Origin of the sequence: Aquipseudomonas ullengensis (genome assembly GCF_014174475.1) — a bacterium.
Lineage (GTDB): Bacteria > Pseudomonadota > Gammaproteobacteria > Pseudomonadales > Pseudomonadaceae > Aquipseudomonas > Aquipseudomonas ullengensis.
The window spans coordinates 62,116-78,758 of sequence record NZ_JACJUD010000001.1; the positions used below are offsets into that span (position 1 = coordinate 62,116).

The window sequence follows — 16,643 nt, forward strand, 5'->3', positions numbered from 1 at the left end:
AACTACATTGTTAGCCGATCAGCCTTGCATTCAGCTTTCAGCCCGCACTCTTCGCCCCGCGAAGGCTCCGCAGGTTGGGCCTACAAGTCCGCCGGCAGCTGCGGGCCGACACCGGCGCCCGTCAGCAGGCCATACGCCATCCACAGCACCAGCGCGGCGTAGACCAGGCGCGGCAGCCAGGTCGCCAGTTGTTCCTGGAAACTGGCCAGCGCGGCCGACTCGCGACTGGCATAGCTGAGCAGGGTTGCCGGCAAGCTGCCGCTGGCTTCCCCCGTGCGCACCAGGCCAAGCAGCTGCGCCTGGCCAGGAAACGTCAGCGGCACCAGCGCCTGGGCCAGTGGTGCACCAGCCTGTACCCGTTGCTGCAGACCGAGGAAATCGCGCCGCAGCTGGCTGTTACGCAGCGTCGCGGCGGCCTTGGGTAGGGCATCGAACATCGGCAAACCCGCCTCCAGCATCAACCCCAGGCTCTCGAAGTAATCGCGCAGGTTGCGCCGCGCCAGCATCGGCCCGAACAGCGGCAGGCTCAACAAGGCGCTGTCCACGCTGCTGGCCCGCACGGCGCTGGCCGGTCGCTGCAGGTGTTGCAGCAGGCTGCGCCCCAAAAACAGCAGAGCGCCCAGCATCAGCAAGGGTTGCACCACGCCCCACAGGTATCCGAACAGGCTCAAGCTGCCGCCAACCAGCGCGGGCAACGGCTGGATCAGCAGCGCCAGCAGCAACACGCCAGCCGGCATCAGCAAACGCGACTTCAGCGCCTTGGCCTGCGCCGCCTGGTGCCCGTAGGTGTCGGCCAGGCGCCGGTACAGGCGCGCGGGACTGCCAGCGCTCTGCGCGGCCTGCAGCAAGGTGACTTCCAGCGGCGAGAACAGCCCGGCCTTCTGCCCCGCACTGGCCAGGTCGCGGCCCTGCGCCAGTTGCCGGGTGGTCGCCTCGATGCGGGCCTGGGTGGCCGGGCGCAACTGCAAGGTGGCCAGGGCTCGATCCAGCGGCAAGCCGGCCTGTTCCATCGCGGCCAGTTGGGCGAAAAGCACGGCGCGTTCGTTGAGGTCGAGCACGGCGGACGAAGATGACGACATGCGGCTTATCCCGAAAACGATGGGCGCAGTGTAACGGCTGCGCTCAGCGCTGAGCGGCGCGGCTGTCGAGCAGGCCGGCCGGCAGCGGCAGGTCGCTGAACCAGCGCTGGTAGATGCGCGTAAAGCTGCCATCGGCCTTGATCGCCTCAAGAGCCTGCTGCCAGCGCGCGACCACTGCCGGATCGGTGGCCTGGGAGAAGGCCAGGAAAGACTGGTGCTGGAGGAAGCTGAACTGCGCCTCGATCTGATCCGGGCTCATCCCTTCCAGCGCCAGGAAGTACGGCAGGGCGATCTCGCTGGAGACGATCAGGTTGATCCGCTGGCTCTTGAACATGTGCATCATCTTGTCCGGCGAGGTCACCGTGAAGATCGTGTCGAAGCCCTGGCCCTGCAGGTATTCCAGGCTGTACCACTGCCGTGGCAGCGCCAGCCGGCCGAGGCGCCGGGCATCGTCCAGGCTGTCGATGCGCAGGCCGGAGTCACGCCGAGCGTAGAAGCGCGTACGGGTTTCCATCAGCGGCCCGACCCACTGGAACAGCCCGTCGCGCTGTTCCAGACGGACCACGGAGAACAACCCGCTGTTGGCCTGCTGCCGGGCCTGGGCGTAGCCGCGCGTCCACGGCACCAGTTCGATCTTGATCGCATCGCCGGTGCGCGCGCTGAGCAGTTGCACCAGCTCCACGGAAAAGCCGGCGGGCTGGCCGTCGCGCATGAAATTCAGCGGGGGGTTTTCTTCGCTGTAGAGCAGCAACTGCGCCGCCTGTAACGGCTGCCAGAACAGCCAGGCCAGCAGCGCCAGGCCCAGCGTGCCAATCCGCGTTTCCCCTCGCCCCATCATCGACCCCGCAGCGCCGCTGGCTGGCCAATCTGCGGCAACCAGCGTTGGCGGAGCGCCTGCAGGCTGCCGTCACGGCGCATGCCGTCCAGTTCGCGCTGCCATTGAGTGACCAGAGCGGCATCGGTCTGCGGCGAAAAGGCGATGTAGTAATCGGAGTTCATGAACGCCAGGTGCGCCTGCACCTCTTCCGGGGTCAGGCCGCCGGCGGCCAGCTCCTCGCGCAAGGTGAGATCCTCGGTGGCGATCAGTTTGACCCGTCCGTGCTTGAGCATGGTCACCATCTGTTTCGAGCTGGGTACGCCATAGAGGTTGGTGAAGCCCTTCTGCTGCAGGGTCTCGTAGGTGTACCACTGCTTGGGCAGGGCAACGGTACCACTGTGGGCGGCGGCGTCCAGGCTGTCGATGGTCAACTGGCTGGACTTCAGCGAATAGAAGCGCGTGGAGCCCTGCAGGATCGGGCCGACCCATTGGAACTGCGCTTCGCGCTCGTCGGTGCGAACCATGGAGAACAGCGCGGTGTCCGGCTCGTGCTTGACCAGGTGATAGGCGCGGGTCCAGGGCAGCAGCTCGATGTGTGCCGCCTGGCCGGTACGGTGGATCAGCTCCTCGACCACCGCCACGGCGTAGCCGGTGGGTTTGCCAGCTTCCATATAGCTGGTTGGCGGCGCCTGTTCGGTCAGCAGGCGCAACTCCGCCGCCGCCAGATTCGGCAACAGCTCTACCACCAGCAGACCGACAAGCAGCCATGCACGCATGTTCGTCACCCTCCCCGTCAGCACAGCCTAGCCCATCTGGCGCAGGGGCTAATGCCGGATCAGGGTTGCGCCAGGAGCAGACGGATCGGCGCTGCGTCGATGTTGCCCTTGTCGATAAACAGCGCTGCCAGCTCGGTCAGGCGTGCGCCAGGCGGCTGGCCATGCAGGTAGGGATAGGCTTGCTGCAGCAGCGGGGCAATTGTCCGCAACAGCAGGGCGGTGAAGGGAAGCTATTTATCCCGTTCAGCGAATTTCCAAGGCTTCCTGCAGCAAATCTAGCACTTTGCCATCACCCTGACGCCGATTCATTCGCCGGCCCCGACCTGTGGCATGCGATTGCGCGAGCACACTGCGCCGCTCTCGCATAAACTGCGCGGCCGTTTTTTCCCGGAACCGCTGCAGCATGAGTTTTGATCTTCCCGCCAATGCCCTGGGCATCGATTTCGGCACCTCCAACTCCACTGTCGGCTGGTGGCGCGCAGGCAACGAACCCTTGCTGGAACTGGAAGACGGCAAGATCACCCTGCCCTCGGTGATTTTCTTCAATACCGAAGAGCGCCGCCCAGTCTATGGCCGCCAGGCGCTGGACGAGTACCTGGAAGGCTACGAAGGGCGCCTGATGCGCTCGCTGAAAAGCCTGCTGGGCTCCAAGCTGCTGAAAAGCGAGACCACGGTGCTGGGCAGCGCCCTGCCGTTTCGCGACCTGCTTGGCTTCTTTATCGGCGAGCTGAAAAAGCGTGCGGAAACCTTCGCCGGCCGCGAGTTCGAACAAGTGGTGCTGGGCCGTCCGGTGTTCTTCGTCGACGATGACCCGGTCGCCGATGCCGAGGCCGCCAACACCCTGCTCGGCGTGGCGCAGAAGCTCGGCTTCAAGGATGTGTCGTTCCAGTTCGAGCCAATCGCCGCGGCCTTCGACTACGAACGCAGCATCCAACGCGAAGAGCTGGTGCTGATCGTCGACATCGGCGGCGGTACCTCCGACTTCTCCCTGGTGCGCCTGGCTCCGGAACGCCGTGAACTGACCGACCGGCAGAGCGACATCCTCGCCACCGGCGGCGTGCACATCGGCGGCACCGACTTCGACAAGCAGCTCAGCCTGGATGGCGTGATGCCGCTGTTCGGCTACGGCAGCCGGATGAAGAGCGACGCCTTCATGCCCACCAGCCAGCACCTCAACCTGGCGACCTGGCACACCATCAACGCCGCCTACGCGCAGAAGGCCCAGCTGGCGCTGAAAAGCATGCGCTACGACATCGTTGACCCGACCGGCATCGACCGTCTGTTCAAGCTGATCGAGCAGCGCGCCGGACACTGGCTAGCGATGCAGGTGGAAGACAGCAAGATCGCCCTGACCGAGCGCGACAGCCACCGCATCGACCTGGCGCGGATCGAGACCGACCTGGAAGTGCTGCTCGACCGCGCGCTGTTCGACCAAGCCATCGATGCCCTGCTGCAACGCATCCGCGACGGGGTCGAGGAGCTGCTCAAACGCGCCGGGGTCGGCCATGGCGAGATCGACACGATCTTCTTCACCGGCGGTTCCAGCAGCATCCCGGCCCTGCGCCAGAGCGTCGCCGCCCTGCTGCCCAACGCCCACTCCACCGAAGGCAACAGCTTCGGCAGCATCGGCAGCGGCTTGGCCATCGAGGCCCATCGCCGCTACGGCTGATCGGTCCGCCGGAAAGATCGCGACCGACGTCGCTGCGCCGGGTGATACAGGCGCGTTATGGTAGGCACCTCATCCTCTGTGGAGCCTGCCATGCGCGCCCTTGCCACCTGCCTGACCCTGACCAGCCTGCTCGCCCTCACCGCCTGCGACGGCGGCGCCACTGCCACCAATGCCGCCCTGCAAGCCGAGCAGGCCAAACAGGCGCAGCAGCAGATGAACCAGCTCAAGCAGCAGATCGACGACGCCAATGCCAAAAACCAGCAGCGCCTGGATCAACTCGAGCAGCAAAGTCAGTAAGCGCCTACGCGGCTAATGGTAGGGCGGGTGCAACCCGCGTTGCCGGGGACGCAGGTTGCCCACTCCCTACATGCCGGACTTTTTAGCTGGTCTTCCCCGCGCAGGCGGGGAACCAGAAACCGGCAACTCCCTGCATCACCGCGCCGGATGCTCCTGGGTCCCCGCCTGCGCGAGGACGACGGGGTGGGGAAATACCTCCCGGGACGCGGGTTGCACCCGCCCTACATGCCGTACGGTAGATGTAGGGTGGATGACGCTCTGTTCATCCACCAATGGCCCCGCTCGGTGGATCGGTGAAGCGTGATCCACCCTACGGTGTTACCGAGCCCGATCGCTCCCACGAACTCGTCTGACCCTTACTTGCGCGGCTTGATCTTGGCGCAGTGATCCTGCTCCGGCAGCGCGGCGGTGTACCACACGTAGTCGGCGCTGCCCGCCTCCACCGGCTTGCCCACTTCCGCCAGCACCAACACCGCCGTGCCCTGCCCGGCGCCGAGGTCGGCCAAGTGCAGCGGCACGCCCAGGTCCTTGCGCACATGGAAGGCGCCCGCCAGCAGCACTGCCGGCTGTGGCGCGGCCAACAGGCGTTCGGCCATGCGCCGGTCACGTTGCTGCTGCACGGCGAGCATGGCTGGCAACTGGCTTTCCGGCAGCAGGCCGCAGTGCGACTCGCGGATATCGGCGAACAACGCATCCTGCACCGCTGCTGCGGTGGAAACCCCGCTCGGCAATGTCGGACGCTGCTGGTAAATGCTCATGATCTCGCTGCGATCAAGGTTGGCCGACAGCAGCGGATACGGCTGGCGCAGCGCCTCGCTGACCAGCGCGCCGTACACCGACCAGTCCCAACCCGGCTGCCAGGCCAGCGCACCGATCAGGTCGACCGGCGCGGTGCCGGCACGGCTCTGCGCCTGCACCTCGTCCACCCGCGCCTGCTGGCTGGGGGTGAGCATTTCCAGCAGCAGACTGCCCTGCGGCCGACGCGCGGCCAGCTCACGCAGCAGCCAGAGCTGCAGGGCGTGATGGTCCGGGTTGTCGTGTTGTTCACCCACCAGTACCCGCGGCGCCACGGCCAGGCGCTCGACCAGTTGCTGCGGGCTGAGCAGCTCGCCGCTGGACAGGTCGCGGATCTGCCCCAGTTCGGCAGCTTGACGCCCCTCGGGGCTGAGCCAGGCCGGTGGCGGCGCCACGTCATGGGACTGGCAGGCGGCCAGCAGGGCGATACAGCAGAGCAATACAATTCGCATCATTGGTCCTTTATCAAATCGACAACTGTAGGAGCCAGCTTGCTGGCGATCGGGACGCCAGGAGCGGCTGCGGCCTGGCGATCGGGTCGCGCACCGCTGATCGCCAGCAAGCTGGCTCCTACAAAAAAACCTGAGAGTCAGCGCGCCACGATCAGCGGATGACCGCGCTCCGGATGCTGCTGGATCAGTACCTGCAGGCCGAATACCGCCTCCAGCCCCGGCGCGTTAAGCACCTCGTCCGGGGTGCCCTGGCTGTGCGGCAGGCCGCGTTGCAGCAGGAGGATGCGGTCGCAGTAACGCGCCGCCAGGTTGAGGTCATGCAGGATCACCAACACCGCTGCGCCCTGCCTGGCGAACTCGCGCACCGCCTGCAGGATGGTGTGCTGGTGCAGCGGGTCGAGCGCCGAGGTCGGCTCGTCGAGCAGCAGGTTCTGCTCCTTCGCCCCCGGCCACAGTTGCGCCAGCACCCGTGCCAGGTGCACGCGCTGGCGCTCGCCACCGGACAGCGCCAGGTAACTGCGCCCGCGCAGGTGCTCGGCGTCGGCGGCGTGCAATGCCTGCGCGACGATCTCGGCATCGCGCACACGGCCGCTGTCATGGGGCAAACGGCCCATGCCGACCACCTGCTCGACGCTGAAAGCAAAGCTCAGGGTCGAGTTCTGCGGCAGCACCGCCAGGCGCCGCGCACGTTCACGTCCGTTCCACTCGGCCAGCGGCCGCCCGCCCAGCGACACCGCACCTGCGGCCAGCGGCAGCTCGCCACTCAGCGCGCCGAGCAGGCTGCTCTTGCCCGCCCCGTTGGGACCGAGCACGCCGAACACTTCGCCGGGGCGCAGCTCCAGGTCGATATCGGCCAGCACCGTGCAGCCACCGCGACGCACCACAAGATTTTCTGCGCGCAACATCAGGTGCGCCCCCGTACCAGCAGATAAAGGAAGAACGGCGCACCAATCAGCGCCGTGACGATACCGATCGGCAATTCCGCCGGCGCCAGCAACAGCCGTGCGATCAGGTCGGCCAGCAGCAACAGGCTGGCGCCCGCCAGCAGCGAGGCCGGCAGCAGCACGCGGTGATCCGGGCCGACCAGCAGGCGCATCAGGTGCGGCACCACCAGGCCGACGAAGCCGATCAGCCCCGCCGCTGCCACGGCCGCGCCGACACCCAGTGCCGTGCACAGCACCAGCTCCAGCTTGACCCGCTCCACGTCGAAACCCAGGTGACGCGCCTCGGATTCACCGAGCAGCAGGGCATTCAATGCCGCTGCCCGCCGGGGCAGCCACAGCGCCACGCCCAGCGCCACCAGCAGCAGCGGCCACAGGCGCTGGTAACTGGCGCCGTTGAGGCTGCCGAGGTTCCAGAAGGTCAGACTGCGCAGGGTCGCGTCGTCCGCCAGGTAGGTGAACAGGCCGACACCGGCACCGGCCATGGCGGTCATCGCCACCCCGGCCAGGAGCATGGTGGCGACGTTGGTCTGCCCATCGCTACGGCCGAAGCGGTAGACCACCGCGGTCACCGTGAGCCCGCCGAGAAAGGCGCAAGCCGACAATAGATACGGCGCGAACTGCGGCGACAGGCCACCCAGGTAGCTGCCGCCGACAATCGCCACCGCCGCGCCGAGGGCGGCACCAGCAGACACCCCGACCAGGCCGGGATCAGCCAGCGGGTTGCGAAACAACCCCTGCATCGCCACCCCGGACAAGGCCAGCACGGCGCCCACGGCCACACCGAGCAGGCTACGCGGCAGGCGGATCTGCCCGACGATCAGCTCGGCCTGCTGCAGCCCCTCGCCATCCAGCGGCAAGCCGAACAGACGCAGAAACGCACGCAGGGTCTCGCCCAGCGGCAAGCTGACAGGGCCTAGGGCCAGGGACAGCCAAAACGCGAACAGGAGCAACAGGCCCAGTGCAATAAGCAGTGGGCGTGGGCGAATCACAGCGGTCATCGGGAGGCTTCGGCGGTCAGGGCTTGCGCAGCAGGATAAAAGGCTGCGCAGAGCACGGCCAGCCCATCCGGCAAGCGCGGGCCCAAACCACCCACTAACAGGGTCGGATCGAGCGACAGCAGGCGCCCGTTCTTGGCCGCCGAGGTCTGCGCCAGCGCCGGGTTCTGCTCGAGCATGGCGGCGCGCGCGGCGTCACCCTCGAGGCGACGGTCAGCAATGATCACCACCTCGGGATCGAGCGCCAGCAAGGCTTCGCTGGATATCGCCTTGTAGCCGTTGTGCTCGGTGAGATTGCGCCCACCGGCCTGCTCGATCATCCACGCGGCCAGGGTGTCCTGGCCGGCTGCCATCGGCCCGTTGCCAACATGGCCGAGCAGCATCAGCACTCGCGGCGCCGGCTGCTTGGCTTGCGCCGCGCTGACCCGGGCCGCTTGCTGCTGCAGGCGCTGGCGGTAGTCAGCGATCAGCGTCGCCGCCTGCGCTTCGACACCGAGCAGCTGACCCAGGCGGGTCAGGTTGTGCTCCAGGGTCGGCAGGGTCGGCTTGGCGGAGAGCTGTTCGATCTGCACCCCGGCTGCCTTGATCTGCGCCAGCACGGGAGGCGGGCCCATCTCTTCGCTGCCGAGGAGGATGTCCGGGCGCAGGGCGAGAATGCCCTCGGCCGCCAGCGCACGCTGGTAGCCAATGCCGGGCAGGCTGCGCAGCGATTGCGGATACAGGCTGGTGCTATCGACCCCGACCAGGCGGCTTTCGCCGCCCAGGGCCACGACCCATTCGCTGAGCGAGCCGCCGGCGCTGACCCAGCGCTGCGGCAGGGCCTCGCCGGCGATCACGACATGACTGAACAACAGGCCACTGCACAGGGCCAACAGACGTGTCAGGCGCATGCTGTTTCTCCTCAGAGGGCCAGGGCTACGGCGGTTTCCGCCAGGGCACGCCAGTCGGTACGCTCCGGGATGCCCGGCTTGCGTGCGCCAAACAGCTGCACCACCAGTTCGCCATCGGCGTCATAGGCTTCCCAGCTGGTGATCACACCGTCGCTGCTCGGCTTGCGCACACGCCACAACTCGGTCACACCAGTGGTTTTCAGGTGCAGGTTGAATTCCGGGTCGAGCACGTTGAACCAGGTGTCCATCCAGCGCAGGTTGTTGACCGGGCCGGAGTGGATCTGGATGCAGTGCTGGTTGCCGACGAACACCATGATCGGCACTTCACCGCTGGCCGCGCCTTCCAGCAGCGTGGGCAGTTCGGCGGTAGCCAGCGGCTCGGCCCACTCGCGACCGGCCAGGCGCAAGGCCTGGGTACGGGCCACGTCGTGGCGCTTGAGCATGGCGAAGAAGTGGTGGGTGTCCTTCAGCTCGGCCCAGTCGGCACGCAGCGCGGCGGCATCGACGTCGGCATCGGCACGCGCTGCCTTGCGCTCGGCCAGCGATTGCAGGTCCAGCTCGCCGCTCTGCTGCTCGGCGCGGTAGCGCTCGACCAGCGGCTCCCAGGCGGCCAGCTCGCTGTCTTCGGTGAGGAACACCTTGTGCACGGCCACACCCTGGCGGTCGAACACCTGGATGCTGCGCTGGGTGCCGCGCGCGGTGTCTTCGGCAACCGCAAACACGCTGGCCCAGCCACCGAGGAACAGGCGCAGGTCGATGTCAGCCGACACCACCAGGCCCATCTGCCCATTCGCCATCACCGACACGTCGCGGTAGTAACCCTTGCGCTCATGCACGCAATGCTCGTTGCGGGTCAGCGCCATGATGTAACCCAGCTCGCCGAGTGCCGGCAGCAGTGCGGCCCATTCCGGGCGCAGGCGCTGGGCGTCGACGCCGAGGCGGCTGGCGGTCAGTTCGCCCTCGCTGACGCCGAGCTTGGCAGCGGCATCGCGGGCACGCAGGCCGGACTGTTCGGCGCGCAGGCGCTGCCAGTCCTGGTACAGGGCGCTGGCGTTGGCGGAGGTGTTCGAGTTGAGGCTGTTCATGGTTCTTTCCTTTCGATAACAGGCCTGCGTGGCCTGTGCCCGTGCGAGCGGGACGACTGCTTTTTCGAGGCGAAAGATTACACGAACAAGAGTCAAACTCCAATGCCATTGATAATGATTTGCAATTGACAACAAGTTTCGATTACCGTGCGCCCCGCCAAATTCACCCGGCCATCAAGAGCCGACCGCGGGAGTAACGTCATGTCCACACCACCCTTCGCACTGCGCCCATGGATGGCGCTGCTGTTGCTGAGCCCAGCCCTGGCCTTTGCACAGACCGCCGACACCAAGGACAGCTCCACCGAACTCGCTGCCACCCAGGTCACCGGCGCCGCGCCGGAAGAAACCCTGCCGACCAGCACCGAAACCACTGCCGAGACCCTCGACAAGCGTTTCATCCGCAGCTTCGACGACCTCTCGCGCCGCTCCGAGCCGGGCGTGAACTACAGCCGCACCACCGAAAGTATCAACATCCGCGGCCTCGATCGCGACCGCGTGCTGACCACCATCGACGGCATCCGCGTGCCATGGATGACCGACGGCGCGCGCAGCCAGGGCCCGACCGGCGGCGCCCAGGGCGGCCTCGACTCGATCGACTTCAACGGCCTGTCCTCGGTGGACATCGTGCGCGGCTCCAACTCCAGCGTGGTCGGGTCCGGCGCCCTGGGTGGCGCGGTCGAACTGCACACCCTGAACCCGGAAGACCTGCTGCGCGAAGGCAAAGACTTCGGCAGCCTGGTGAAAACCGACTACGACAGCGCCGACAACAGCTGGGGCCTGAACGGCGCCCTGGCCGGCCGCTATAACGACACCAGCTGGCTGCTGCAAGCCGGCCAGCGTCAGGGTCACGAGCTGGAAAGCGGTGGCGACGACAACACCTACGGCACCTCGCGCACCGAGGCCAACCCGGCCGACACCGATCAGCAGAGCCTGCTGGTCAAGGTGCAGCAGCGCTTCGACGGCGGCCACAAGGTCGGTTTCACCGGCGAGTTCTTCGAGCGCACCAACGACATCGACACCCGTACCAATCAAGGCACCAGCTACCTGCTGGGCGAGAACAGCACCGAAGAGAACAACAAGCGCGAGCGCCTGTCCGTCGACTACGACTACCAGGCCGAAGACAGCAATGGCCTGATCGATACAGCCCACGCCGTCGGCTACTGGCAGAAACTGCGCCGCCACGACGACCAGAACGGCATCCGCACCGTCACCGACTCGCGCGCCAACGTGCCGGACTCCGTTTTCCAGATGTTCGGCCTGCCGGGCAACCCGTACAAATACCCAAGCGGCGCCTTTGGTCGTGACAACCAGATCGAGAAAGAGCTGTACGGCACCTCCGGCAACGTCGGCAAGACCCTCGAGATCGCCGGCCTGCCGAACAAGCTGACCCTGGGTGGCGAGGTCTACCAGATCAACACCGAACAGGTGTCCGAAGGCTACGACAACTGCCTGGACGTCACGATCGACGCGAGCAACCCGATGTACATGGGCCCGGCCGCCTGCGACTTCCTGCACACCAACCAGGCCGACATGCCGAAAGCCGAAGGCAGCCAGTGGGCGGTATTCGCCACTGACGAAATCAGCTTCGCCGACGGTGTTTTCAAGCTGACCCCCGGCCTGCGCTACGACGCCTACAAGCAGGACCCGCAAGCCACCAGCGACTTCGACAACAACGTCAACCCGGCGAACGACGACACCCTGCAAAGCAGCAAGGACCACAAGCTCTCCGGCAGCCTGCTGGCCACCTGGCAGGTCGCCGAGGAAGCCATGCTGTACGCCCAGTGGGCGCAAGGCTTCAAGGCACCCGACGCAACCCAGCTGTACATGAACTACGGCGCCGAAGGCAGCTACCTGCGCGCGGGCAACTCCGACCTCAAGCCGGAAGAAAGCAACGGCTACGAGATCGGCGCGCAACTGGGTAACGACAAGCTGGGCGGCTCGCTGAGCCTGTTCGACAACCACTACAAGAACTTCATCGACGACGACGTTGCCCTCAGCTCCGCGGAAATCGCCGACCTGGGCCTGGATGCCGCCAACTACCCGTACGGCGTGACCCGTACCGAGAACCGCGCCAAGGTGCAGATCTACGGTGCCGAAGCCGCCGCTCACTGGGAGTTCGTGCCGCACTGGAAAGTCTGGGGCTCGCTGGCCTGGGCCGAAGGTGAAGACCGCGAAACCAACCAGTACCTCAGCTCCGTGGCGCCGCTCACCAGCACCCTCGGCCTGAGCTACGAGCGTGACAACTACGGTGCCGACCTGATGCTGACCGCCGCAGCGGCCCGCGACAAGGTAGAAACCGACGGCGACTTCGAAGCCCCGGGCTACGGCGTGGTCGACCTGACCGGCTACTGGAAACCCGCCATTCTGGATGGCGTGAAACTGCAAGCCGGCGCCTTCAACCTGCTCGACAAGAAGTACTGGAACGCCCTGAACGTGCCGACCAGCACCCTGGTACAACCGGACGACTACTACAGCGAAGCCGGCCGCAGCTTCCGCGTGTCGGCGTCCTGGCAGTACTGAGACGAGTAACACCTGCGCACGGATGCGCGCCCTACCCTATCGCCATGCAGGTGCGGGATAATCCCGCTCCCTGCGTGGAGATACCGATGAAGCTTCTATGCGCCCCGGATGAACTGGTCGAAGGCCAGAGCCGGGGCTTTTCCGTTTCCGAGTTGCAGTTGCTGGCCGTGCGCCGCGACGGCCGCGCCTATGTCTACCGCAACCGCTGCCCACACCGGGGCCTGAGCCTGGAGTGGCGGGCAGACGACTTCCTCGATGCCAGCGGCAGCATGCTGCAGTGCGCCCATCATGGCGCGCTGTTCCTTATAGAGAGTGGCGAATGCGTTACCGGCCCCTGCGCCGGCGAATCGCTGCAAGCGATCGATTGCCACGAGGATGCCGCCGGCATCTGGATCAATCCGTAGGGTGGAAAACCGCGTAGCGTTTTCCACCAGCGCTGCGCATGGGCAAGGTGGATGAATAGAGCCTCATCCACCCTACAACAGCACGTCCAGGCGCCGTGCCAGGCGTATTTCTTGTGGCGTGATCTCGGCGCCATAGGCCAGCACCTCGACGCCCGCCGCCTTGGCCAGGCGCAAGCCCGCCGCATAGGCCGGATCGATTTCCTCGGCCGCGCGCACCGCCTCGATTCCCGACAGGTTCACGCAATACAGCTGCACCGCCCGCACGCCCTGCTGCGCCAGCAGCGCCAGCTCGCGCAGGTGCTTGGCGCCGCGCGTGGTCACGGCATCCGGGAACGCCGCCACGGGGCTGCCAGGGAAGCCCAGAGTCACACTCTTCACCTCGACGAACACCGCGCCCCCGGCATAGTCCAGGCGAAAGTCCGCCCGGCTATTTTCCACGCCATAGGCCACTTCGCGCTTGAGCCCGTCGAAGCCCTGCAACTCCGTGATAACTCCGGCCCGCAGCGCCTCTTCGACCAGAGCATTGGCCCGCGCGGTATTGATGCAGGCCAGCCGCCCGTGCGGCGTCTCGCCCAGTTCCCAAGTGCCCGGCAGCTTGCGTTTGGGGTCGTTGGAGCGACTGAACCAGACCCGGCAGCCCTCGCTCATGCAATTGAGCATCGAGCCGGTATTGGGGCAGTGAATGGTCAGCAGCTCGCCGCTACTCGTCTCGATATCCGCCAGGAAGCGCTTGTAGCGACGCAGCAAACGGCCTTCTTCAAGGGGCGGATCAAAGCGCATCGGGATTCCAGGTCTTCAGCCCACGGGCAATGCGTTCGACTGCCTGCTGCAGGCGTTCCAGGTTCTGCGTGTAGGAAAAGCGCACATGGTGCCCAGCCTGGTGCCGGCCGAAATCCAGGCCCGGAGTAAAGGCCACATGCTCGGTCTCGATGAAGTGCTGGCAGAAACGGAAGGCATCACCACCGAAGGCGGAAATATCTGCATATAAATAGAAGGCACCTTCCGGCTCGACGGCGATGCCGAAGCCCAGCTCGCGCAGCGCCGGCAGGAGGAAGTCGCGACGCCGCTGGAATTCGTGGCGGCGCTCCTCGAGGATCGCCAGGGTCGCCGGTTCGAAGCAGGCCAGCGCGGCCTGCTGGGCCATCGACGGCGCGCTGATGTAGAGGTTCTGCGCCAGTTTCTCCAGCTCCGGCACCGCATTCTCCGGCGCCACCAGCCAGCCCAAGCGCCAGCCGGTCATGCCGAAGTATTTGGAGAAGCTGTTGAGCACGAAGGCGTCATCGTCCACCTCCAGCACGCTGGCGGCATCACAGCCATACGTCAGGCCGTGGTAGATCTCGTCCACCACCAGATGGCCGCCGCGCTGCTTGAGCGACGCCGACAGCGCGGCCAGCTCATCCTTGTGCAGCAAGGTGCCGGTGGGGTTGGCCGGCGAGGCGACCAGCGCGCCGACGCTGTCAGCGTCCCAGTGCCGCTCGACCAGTTGCGGGGTGAGCTGGTAACGGGTATCCGGGCCAACCGGCACCAGCTGCGCGGCGCCTTCGACCAGGCGCAGGAAATGGCGGTTGCACGGGTAACCCGGGTCGGCCAGCAGCCAGTGCTTGCCCGGATCGACCAGCAGGCTGGTGGCCAGCAGCAATGCGCCGGAACCGCCAGGCGTGATCAGGATGCGTGCCGGGTCGATGCTCACCCCATAGCGGCTGGCGTAGAACCCGGCAATCGCCTCGCGCAGTGGGGTGATGCCGCGCGCCGCGGTGTAGCGGGTATGCCCGGCCGCCAGCGCAGCCTGACCAGCGGCCACGATGGGCGCCGCGGTGGTGAAGTCCGGCTCGCCGATCTCCAGATGGATCACATCATGGCCGGCAGCCTGCAACTCATTGGCCCGTGCCAGCAGGGCCATGACATGGAACGGTTCGATGGCGCGACTGCGCGCACTCCAGGGCTGGGCCATTGGCCTTCCTTTATCAATACAAAAGAGGGATTCTAACTAACTGCCCTGCACAGCCGTAGCAGCTTCGACAACCGGGAGTGGCGAACCCGGGATCGATCTGGTAAGTTCGCCCGCTTGCAGCCGCAGGCCCGGCCTTGCCGGTAAAGGAACAGATCCTGCGCAAGTGGATCAGAGAGAGTGAGAGGCGGCCATCCATGCCCACCAAAGCGAAACAAAGCAGTAGCCAGTTGGTCCGTGGTTTCGAGCCCTATAAAGAGAAAAAGGGCGAGGAGTACATGAGCGAGCCGATGCGTGCTCACTTCACCGGCATCCTCAACAAGTGGAAGCTGGAGCTGATGCAGGAAGTGGATCGCACCGTGCACCACATGCAGGATGAAGCAGCCAACTTCCCGGACCCGGCCGACCGCGCCAGCCAGGAAGAAGAGTTCAGCCTGGAACTGCGCGCCCGTGACCGCGAGCGCAAGCTGATCAAGAAGATCGACGAAACCCTGCAGCTGATCGAAGACAACGATTACGGCTGGTGCGATTCCTGCGGCGTCGAAATCGGCATCCGCCGCCTCGAAGCCCGCCCGACCGCGACCCTGTGCATCGATTGCAAGACGCTGGCGGAAATCAAGGAAAAGCAGATCGGTTCCTGATTCCGGACGGGGCGCTTAGGCGCCCCGTTGCATTTCAGGGCCCCGATCAGTGGACTGGCGCTCGCCAGCCCATGCGGATAGCCTCCCGCCCATGAGCGATTCCACCTATATCGGGCGCTTCGCCCCCACCCCTAGCGGCCATCTGCATTTCGGCTCGCTGGTTGCCGCCCTCGCCTCCTACCTCGACGCCCGCAGCGTCGGCGGGCGCTGGCTGCTGCGCATGGAAGACCTCGACCCGCCCCGCGAAGTGGCCGGCGCCCAGGACGCGATTCTGCAAGCCCTGCAAACCTACGGCTTCGAATGGGATGGCGAACTGGTACGCCAGAGCGACCGCCACCCCGAGTACGCCGCGCTGACCGAGCGCCTGTTCAGCCAGGGCCTGGCCTACGCCTGCACCTGCTCGCGCAAGCAGCTGGAAAGCCATGGCGGCGTCTACCCGGGCATCTGCCGCAATGCCGGCCACGATCCGCACGACGCCGCCATCCGCCTGCGCGTGCCGGAACTGGAATACCGCTTCACCGACCGCGTGCAGGGCGAGTTCCGCCAGCAGGTCGGCCGCGAAGTCGGCGACTTCGTGATCCGCCGCCGCGACGGCCTGTATGCCTACCAGCTGGCCGTAGTGCTGGACGACGCCTGGCAAGGCATCACCGATGTGGTGCGCGGCGCTGACTTGCTCGACTCCACCCCGCGCCAGCTGTACCTGCAGGAGCTGCTCGGCCTACGCCAGCCGCGCTACCTGCACGTGCCGTTGATCATCCAGCCGGACGGCCACAAGCTCGGCAAGAGCTACCGCTCGCCGCCGCTGCCCGCCGACCAGGCCCCGGCCCTGCTGCTGCGCGCCCTGCGCGCCCTCGGCCAGCAACCGCCCGGCGAACTCGCCAGCGCCACCGCCCGCGAGCTACTGGACTGGGGCATCAACCACTGGGACGCGACGCGCATTCCGCGCAGCCGCACCCTGGCCGAAGCGCAGTTGCGCTGACCAGCCGTGCAGGGCGCCACTGCGTAACAGCTGCCGCCTGCACGGCGAATCCGTTACCATCGCGGCAAATCCGACACGAGAATCGGCATGTATATCTATCGGCTGGTGCTGATATTGGTAGTGGGGATCTACCTGTTCTCCCCTGCCATCATGGACTGGTGGATCGACCCCAACGGCGCCTGGTACCGCCCGTACCTGCTGTGGCTGATCCTCATCGTGGTGACATTTATCCTGCAGAGTCAGCGTGATGCCGATGAACTCTGAGCGGTCTCGAGGCGCAGGCGATGACCACCCTTCATATTTCCGCAGAGCCAGCGCGATGCCGATGAGCTCTGAGCTGCTATCCGCCCTT

General features: G+C 66.2%; 18 protein-coding genes. 7 read left to right on the forward strand and 11 right to left on the reverse strand.

Annotated features, from left to right (window positions below):
- Positions 1–80: 80 nt before the first annotated feature.
- The 4 genes from H3H51_RS00270 to H3H51_RS00285 are packed head-to-tail and all read right to left on the reverse strand — an operon-like array spanning position 81 to position 2,881.
- On the reverse strand, positions 81–1,079 hold the full coding sequence (locus H3H51_RS00270; RefSeq protein ID WP_183087019.1) for a type II secretion system F family protein: 999 nt from the start codon (positions 1,077–1,079) through the stop codon (positions 81–83).
- A gap of 43 nt (positions 1,080–1,122) precedes the next feature.
- Positions 1,123–1,914, reverse strand: coding sequence for a substrate-binding periplasmic protein (locus H3H51_RS00275; protein ID WP_183087020.1), 792 nt, complete (start codon positions 1,912–1,914; stop codon positions 1,123–1,125).
- Positions 1,914–2,672 (reverse strand): substrate-binding periplasmic protein, encoded by a 759-nt coding sequence (locus H3H51_RS00280; RefSeq protein ID WP_183087021.1) that lies wholly within the window; start codon positions 2,670–2,672, stop codon positions 1,914–1,916. The genes H3H51_RS00275 and H3H51_RS00280 overlap by 1 nt, the downstream gene beginning before the upstream one ends.
- 59 nt (positions 2,673–2,731) lie before the next feature.
- Positions 2,732–2,881 (reverse strand): hypothetical protein, encoded by a 150-nt coding sequence (locus H3H51_RS00285; RefSeq protein ID WP_183087022.1) that lies wholly within the window; start codon positions 2,879–2,881, stop codon positions 2,732–2,734.
- A gap of 194 nt (positions 2,882–3,075) precedes the next feature.
- On the opposite strand from H3H51_RS00285, the gene H3H51_RS00290 reads away from it, so the two are divergent.
- On the forward strand, positions 3,076–4,341 hold the full coding sequence (locus H3H51_RS00290; protein ID WP_183087023.1) for an Hsp70 family protein: 1,266 nt from the start codon (positions 3,076–3,078) through the stop codon (positions 4,339–4,341).
- Positions 4,342–4,431: 90 nt separating this feature from the next.
- On the forward strand, positions 4,432–4,638 hold the full coding sequence (locus tag H3H51_RS00295) for a hypothetical protein (protein ID WP_183087024.1): 207 nt from the start codon (positions 4,432–4,434) through the stop codon (positions 4,636–4,638).
- A 356-nt stretch (positions 4,639–4,994) separates the two neighbouring features.
- Here H3H51_RS00295 and H3H51_RS00300 read toward each other — a convergent pair whose 3' ends face one another.
- From H3H51_RS00300 to H3H51_RS00320, 5 genes are all read right to left on the reverse strand, one after another.
- Positions 4,995–5,885, reverse strand: a complete 891-nt coding sequence (locus H3H51_RS00300) for a ChaN family lipoprotein (RefSeq protein WP_183087025.1) — start codon at positions 5,883–5,885, stop codon at positions 4,995–4,997.
- Between the two features lie 137 nt (positions 5,886–6,022).
- Entirely contained in the window at positions 6,023–6,790 is a 768-nt protein-coding gene (locus H3H51_RS00305; RefSeq protein WP_183087026.1) for a heme ABC transporter ATP-binding protein, read from the reverse strand.
- Positions 6,790–7,827 carry a FecCD family ABC transporter permease gene (locus tag H3H51_RS00310; protein WP_407926450.1) on the reverse strand — a complete coding sequence of 346 codons (1,038 nt, stop codon included), beginning with the start codon at positions 7,825–7,827 and terminating at the stop codon, positions 6,790–6,792. Before H3H51_RS00310 ends, H3H51_RS00305 begins: the two co-directional genes overlap by 1 nt.
- Positions 7,824–8,714 carry a heme/hemin ABC transporter substrate-binding protein gene (locus H3H51_RS00315; RefSeq protein ID WP_183087027.1) on the reverse strand — a complete coding sequence of 297 codons (891 nt, stop codon included), beginning with the start codon at positions 8,712–8,714 and terminating at the stop codon, positions 7,824–7,826. Before H3H51_RS00315 ends, H3H51_RS00310 begins: the two co-directional genes overlap by 4 nt.
- Before the next feature lie 11 nt (positions 8,715–8,725).
- Positions 8,726–9,799: a hemin-degrading factor gene (locus H3H51_RS00320; protein WP_183087028.1), complete on the reverse strand. Its 1,074-nt coding sequence runs from the start codon at positions 9,797–9,799 to the stop codon at positions 8,726–8,728.
- Between the two features lie 201 nt (positions 9,800–10,000).
- Between H3H51_RS00320 and H3H51_RS00325 the strand changes: the two genes are divergently transcribed.
- A complete protein-coding gene (locus tag H3H51_RS00325) occupies positions 10,001–12,319 on the forward strand; it encodes a TonB-dependent hemoglobin/transferrin/lactoferrin family receptor (RefSeq protein ID WP_183087029.1) in 2,319 nt (772 codons plus the stop codon).
- An 86-nt stretch (positions 12,320–12,405) separates the two neighbouring features.
- On the forward strand, positions 12,406–12,723 hold the full coding sequence (locus H3H51_RS00330) for a Rieske (2Fe-2S) protein (RefSeq protein ID WP_183087030.1): 318 nt from the start codon (positions 12,406–12,408) through the stop codon (positions 12,721–12,723).
- Between the two features lie 72 nt (positions 12,724–12,795).
- On the opposite strand, the gene sfsA is transcribed toward H3H51_RS00330, so the two are convergent.
- Positions 12,796–13,503, reverse strand: coding sequence for a DNA/RNA nuclease SfsA (gene sfsA, locus H3H51_RS00335; protein WP_183087031.1), 708 nt, complete (start codon positions 13,501–13,503; stop codon positions 12,796–12,798).
- A complete protein-coding gene (locus H3H51_RS00340) occupies positions 13,493–14,674 on the reverse strand; it encodes a pyridoxal phosphate-dependent aminotransferase (RefSeq protein WP_183087032.1) in 1,182 nt (393 codons plus the stop codon). Before H3H51_RS00340 ends, sfsA begins: the two co-directional genes overlap by 11 nt.
- 194 nt (positions 14,675–14,868) lie before the next feature.
- Here H3H51_RS00340 and dksA point away from each other — a divergent pair, with 194 nt between their 5' ends.
- From dksA to H3H51_RS00355, 3 genes are all read left to right on the forward strand, one after another.
- Positions 14,869–15,312 (forward strand): RNA polymerase-binding protein DksA, encoded by a 444-nt coding sequence (gene dksA / locus H3H51_RS00345; protein WP_183087033.1) that lies wholly within the window; start codon positions 14,869–14,871, stop codon positions 15,310–15,312.
- 91 nt (positions 15,313–15,403) lie between these two features.
- The gene (gluQRS, locus tag H3H51_RS00350; protein WP_183087034.1) at positions 15,404–16,291 is read left to right on the forward strand and encodes a tRNA glutamyl-Q(34) synthetase GluQRS; all 888 of its coding nucleotides are present in this window, start codon (positions 15,404–15,406) and stop codon (positions 16,289–16,291) included.
- An 87-nt stretch (positions 16,292–16,378) separates the two neighbouring features.
- On the forward strand, positions 16,379–16,555 hold the full coding sequence (locus H3H51_RS00355; protein ID WP_003244646.1) for a hypothetical protein: 177 nt from the start codon (positions 16,379–16,381) through the stop codon (positions 16,553–16,555).
- Positions 16,556–16,643 lie beyond the last annotated feature (88 nt).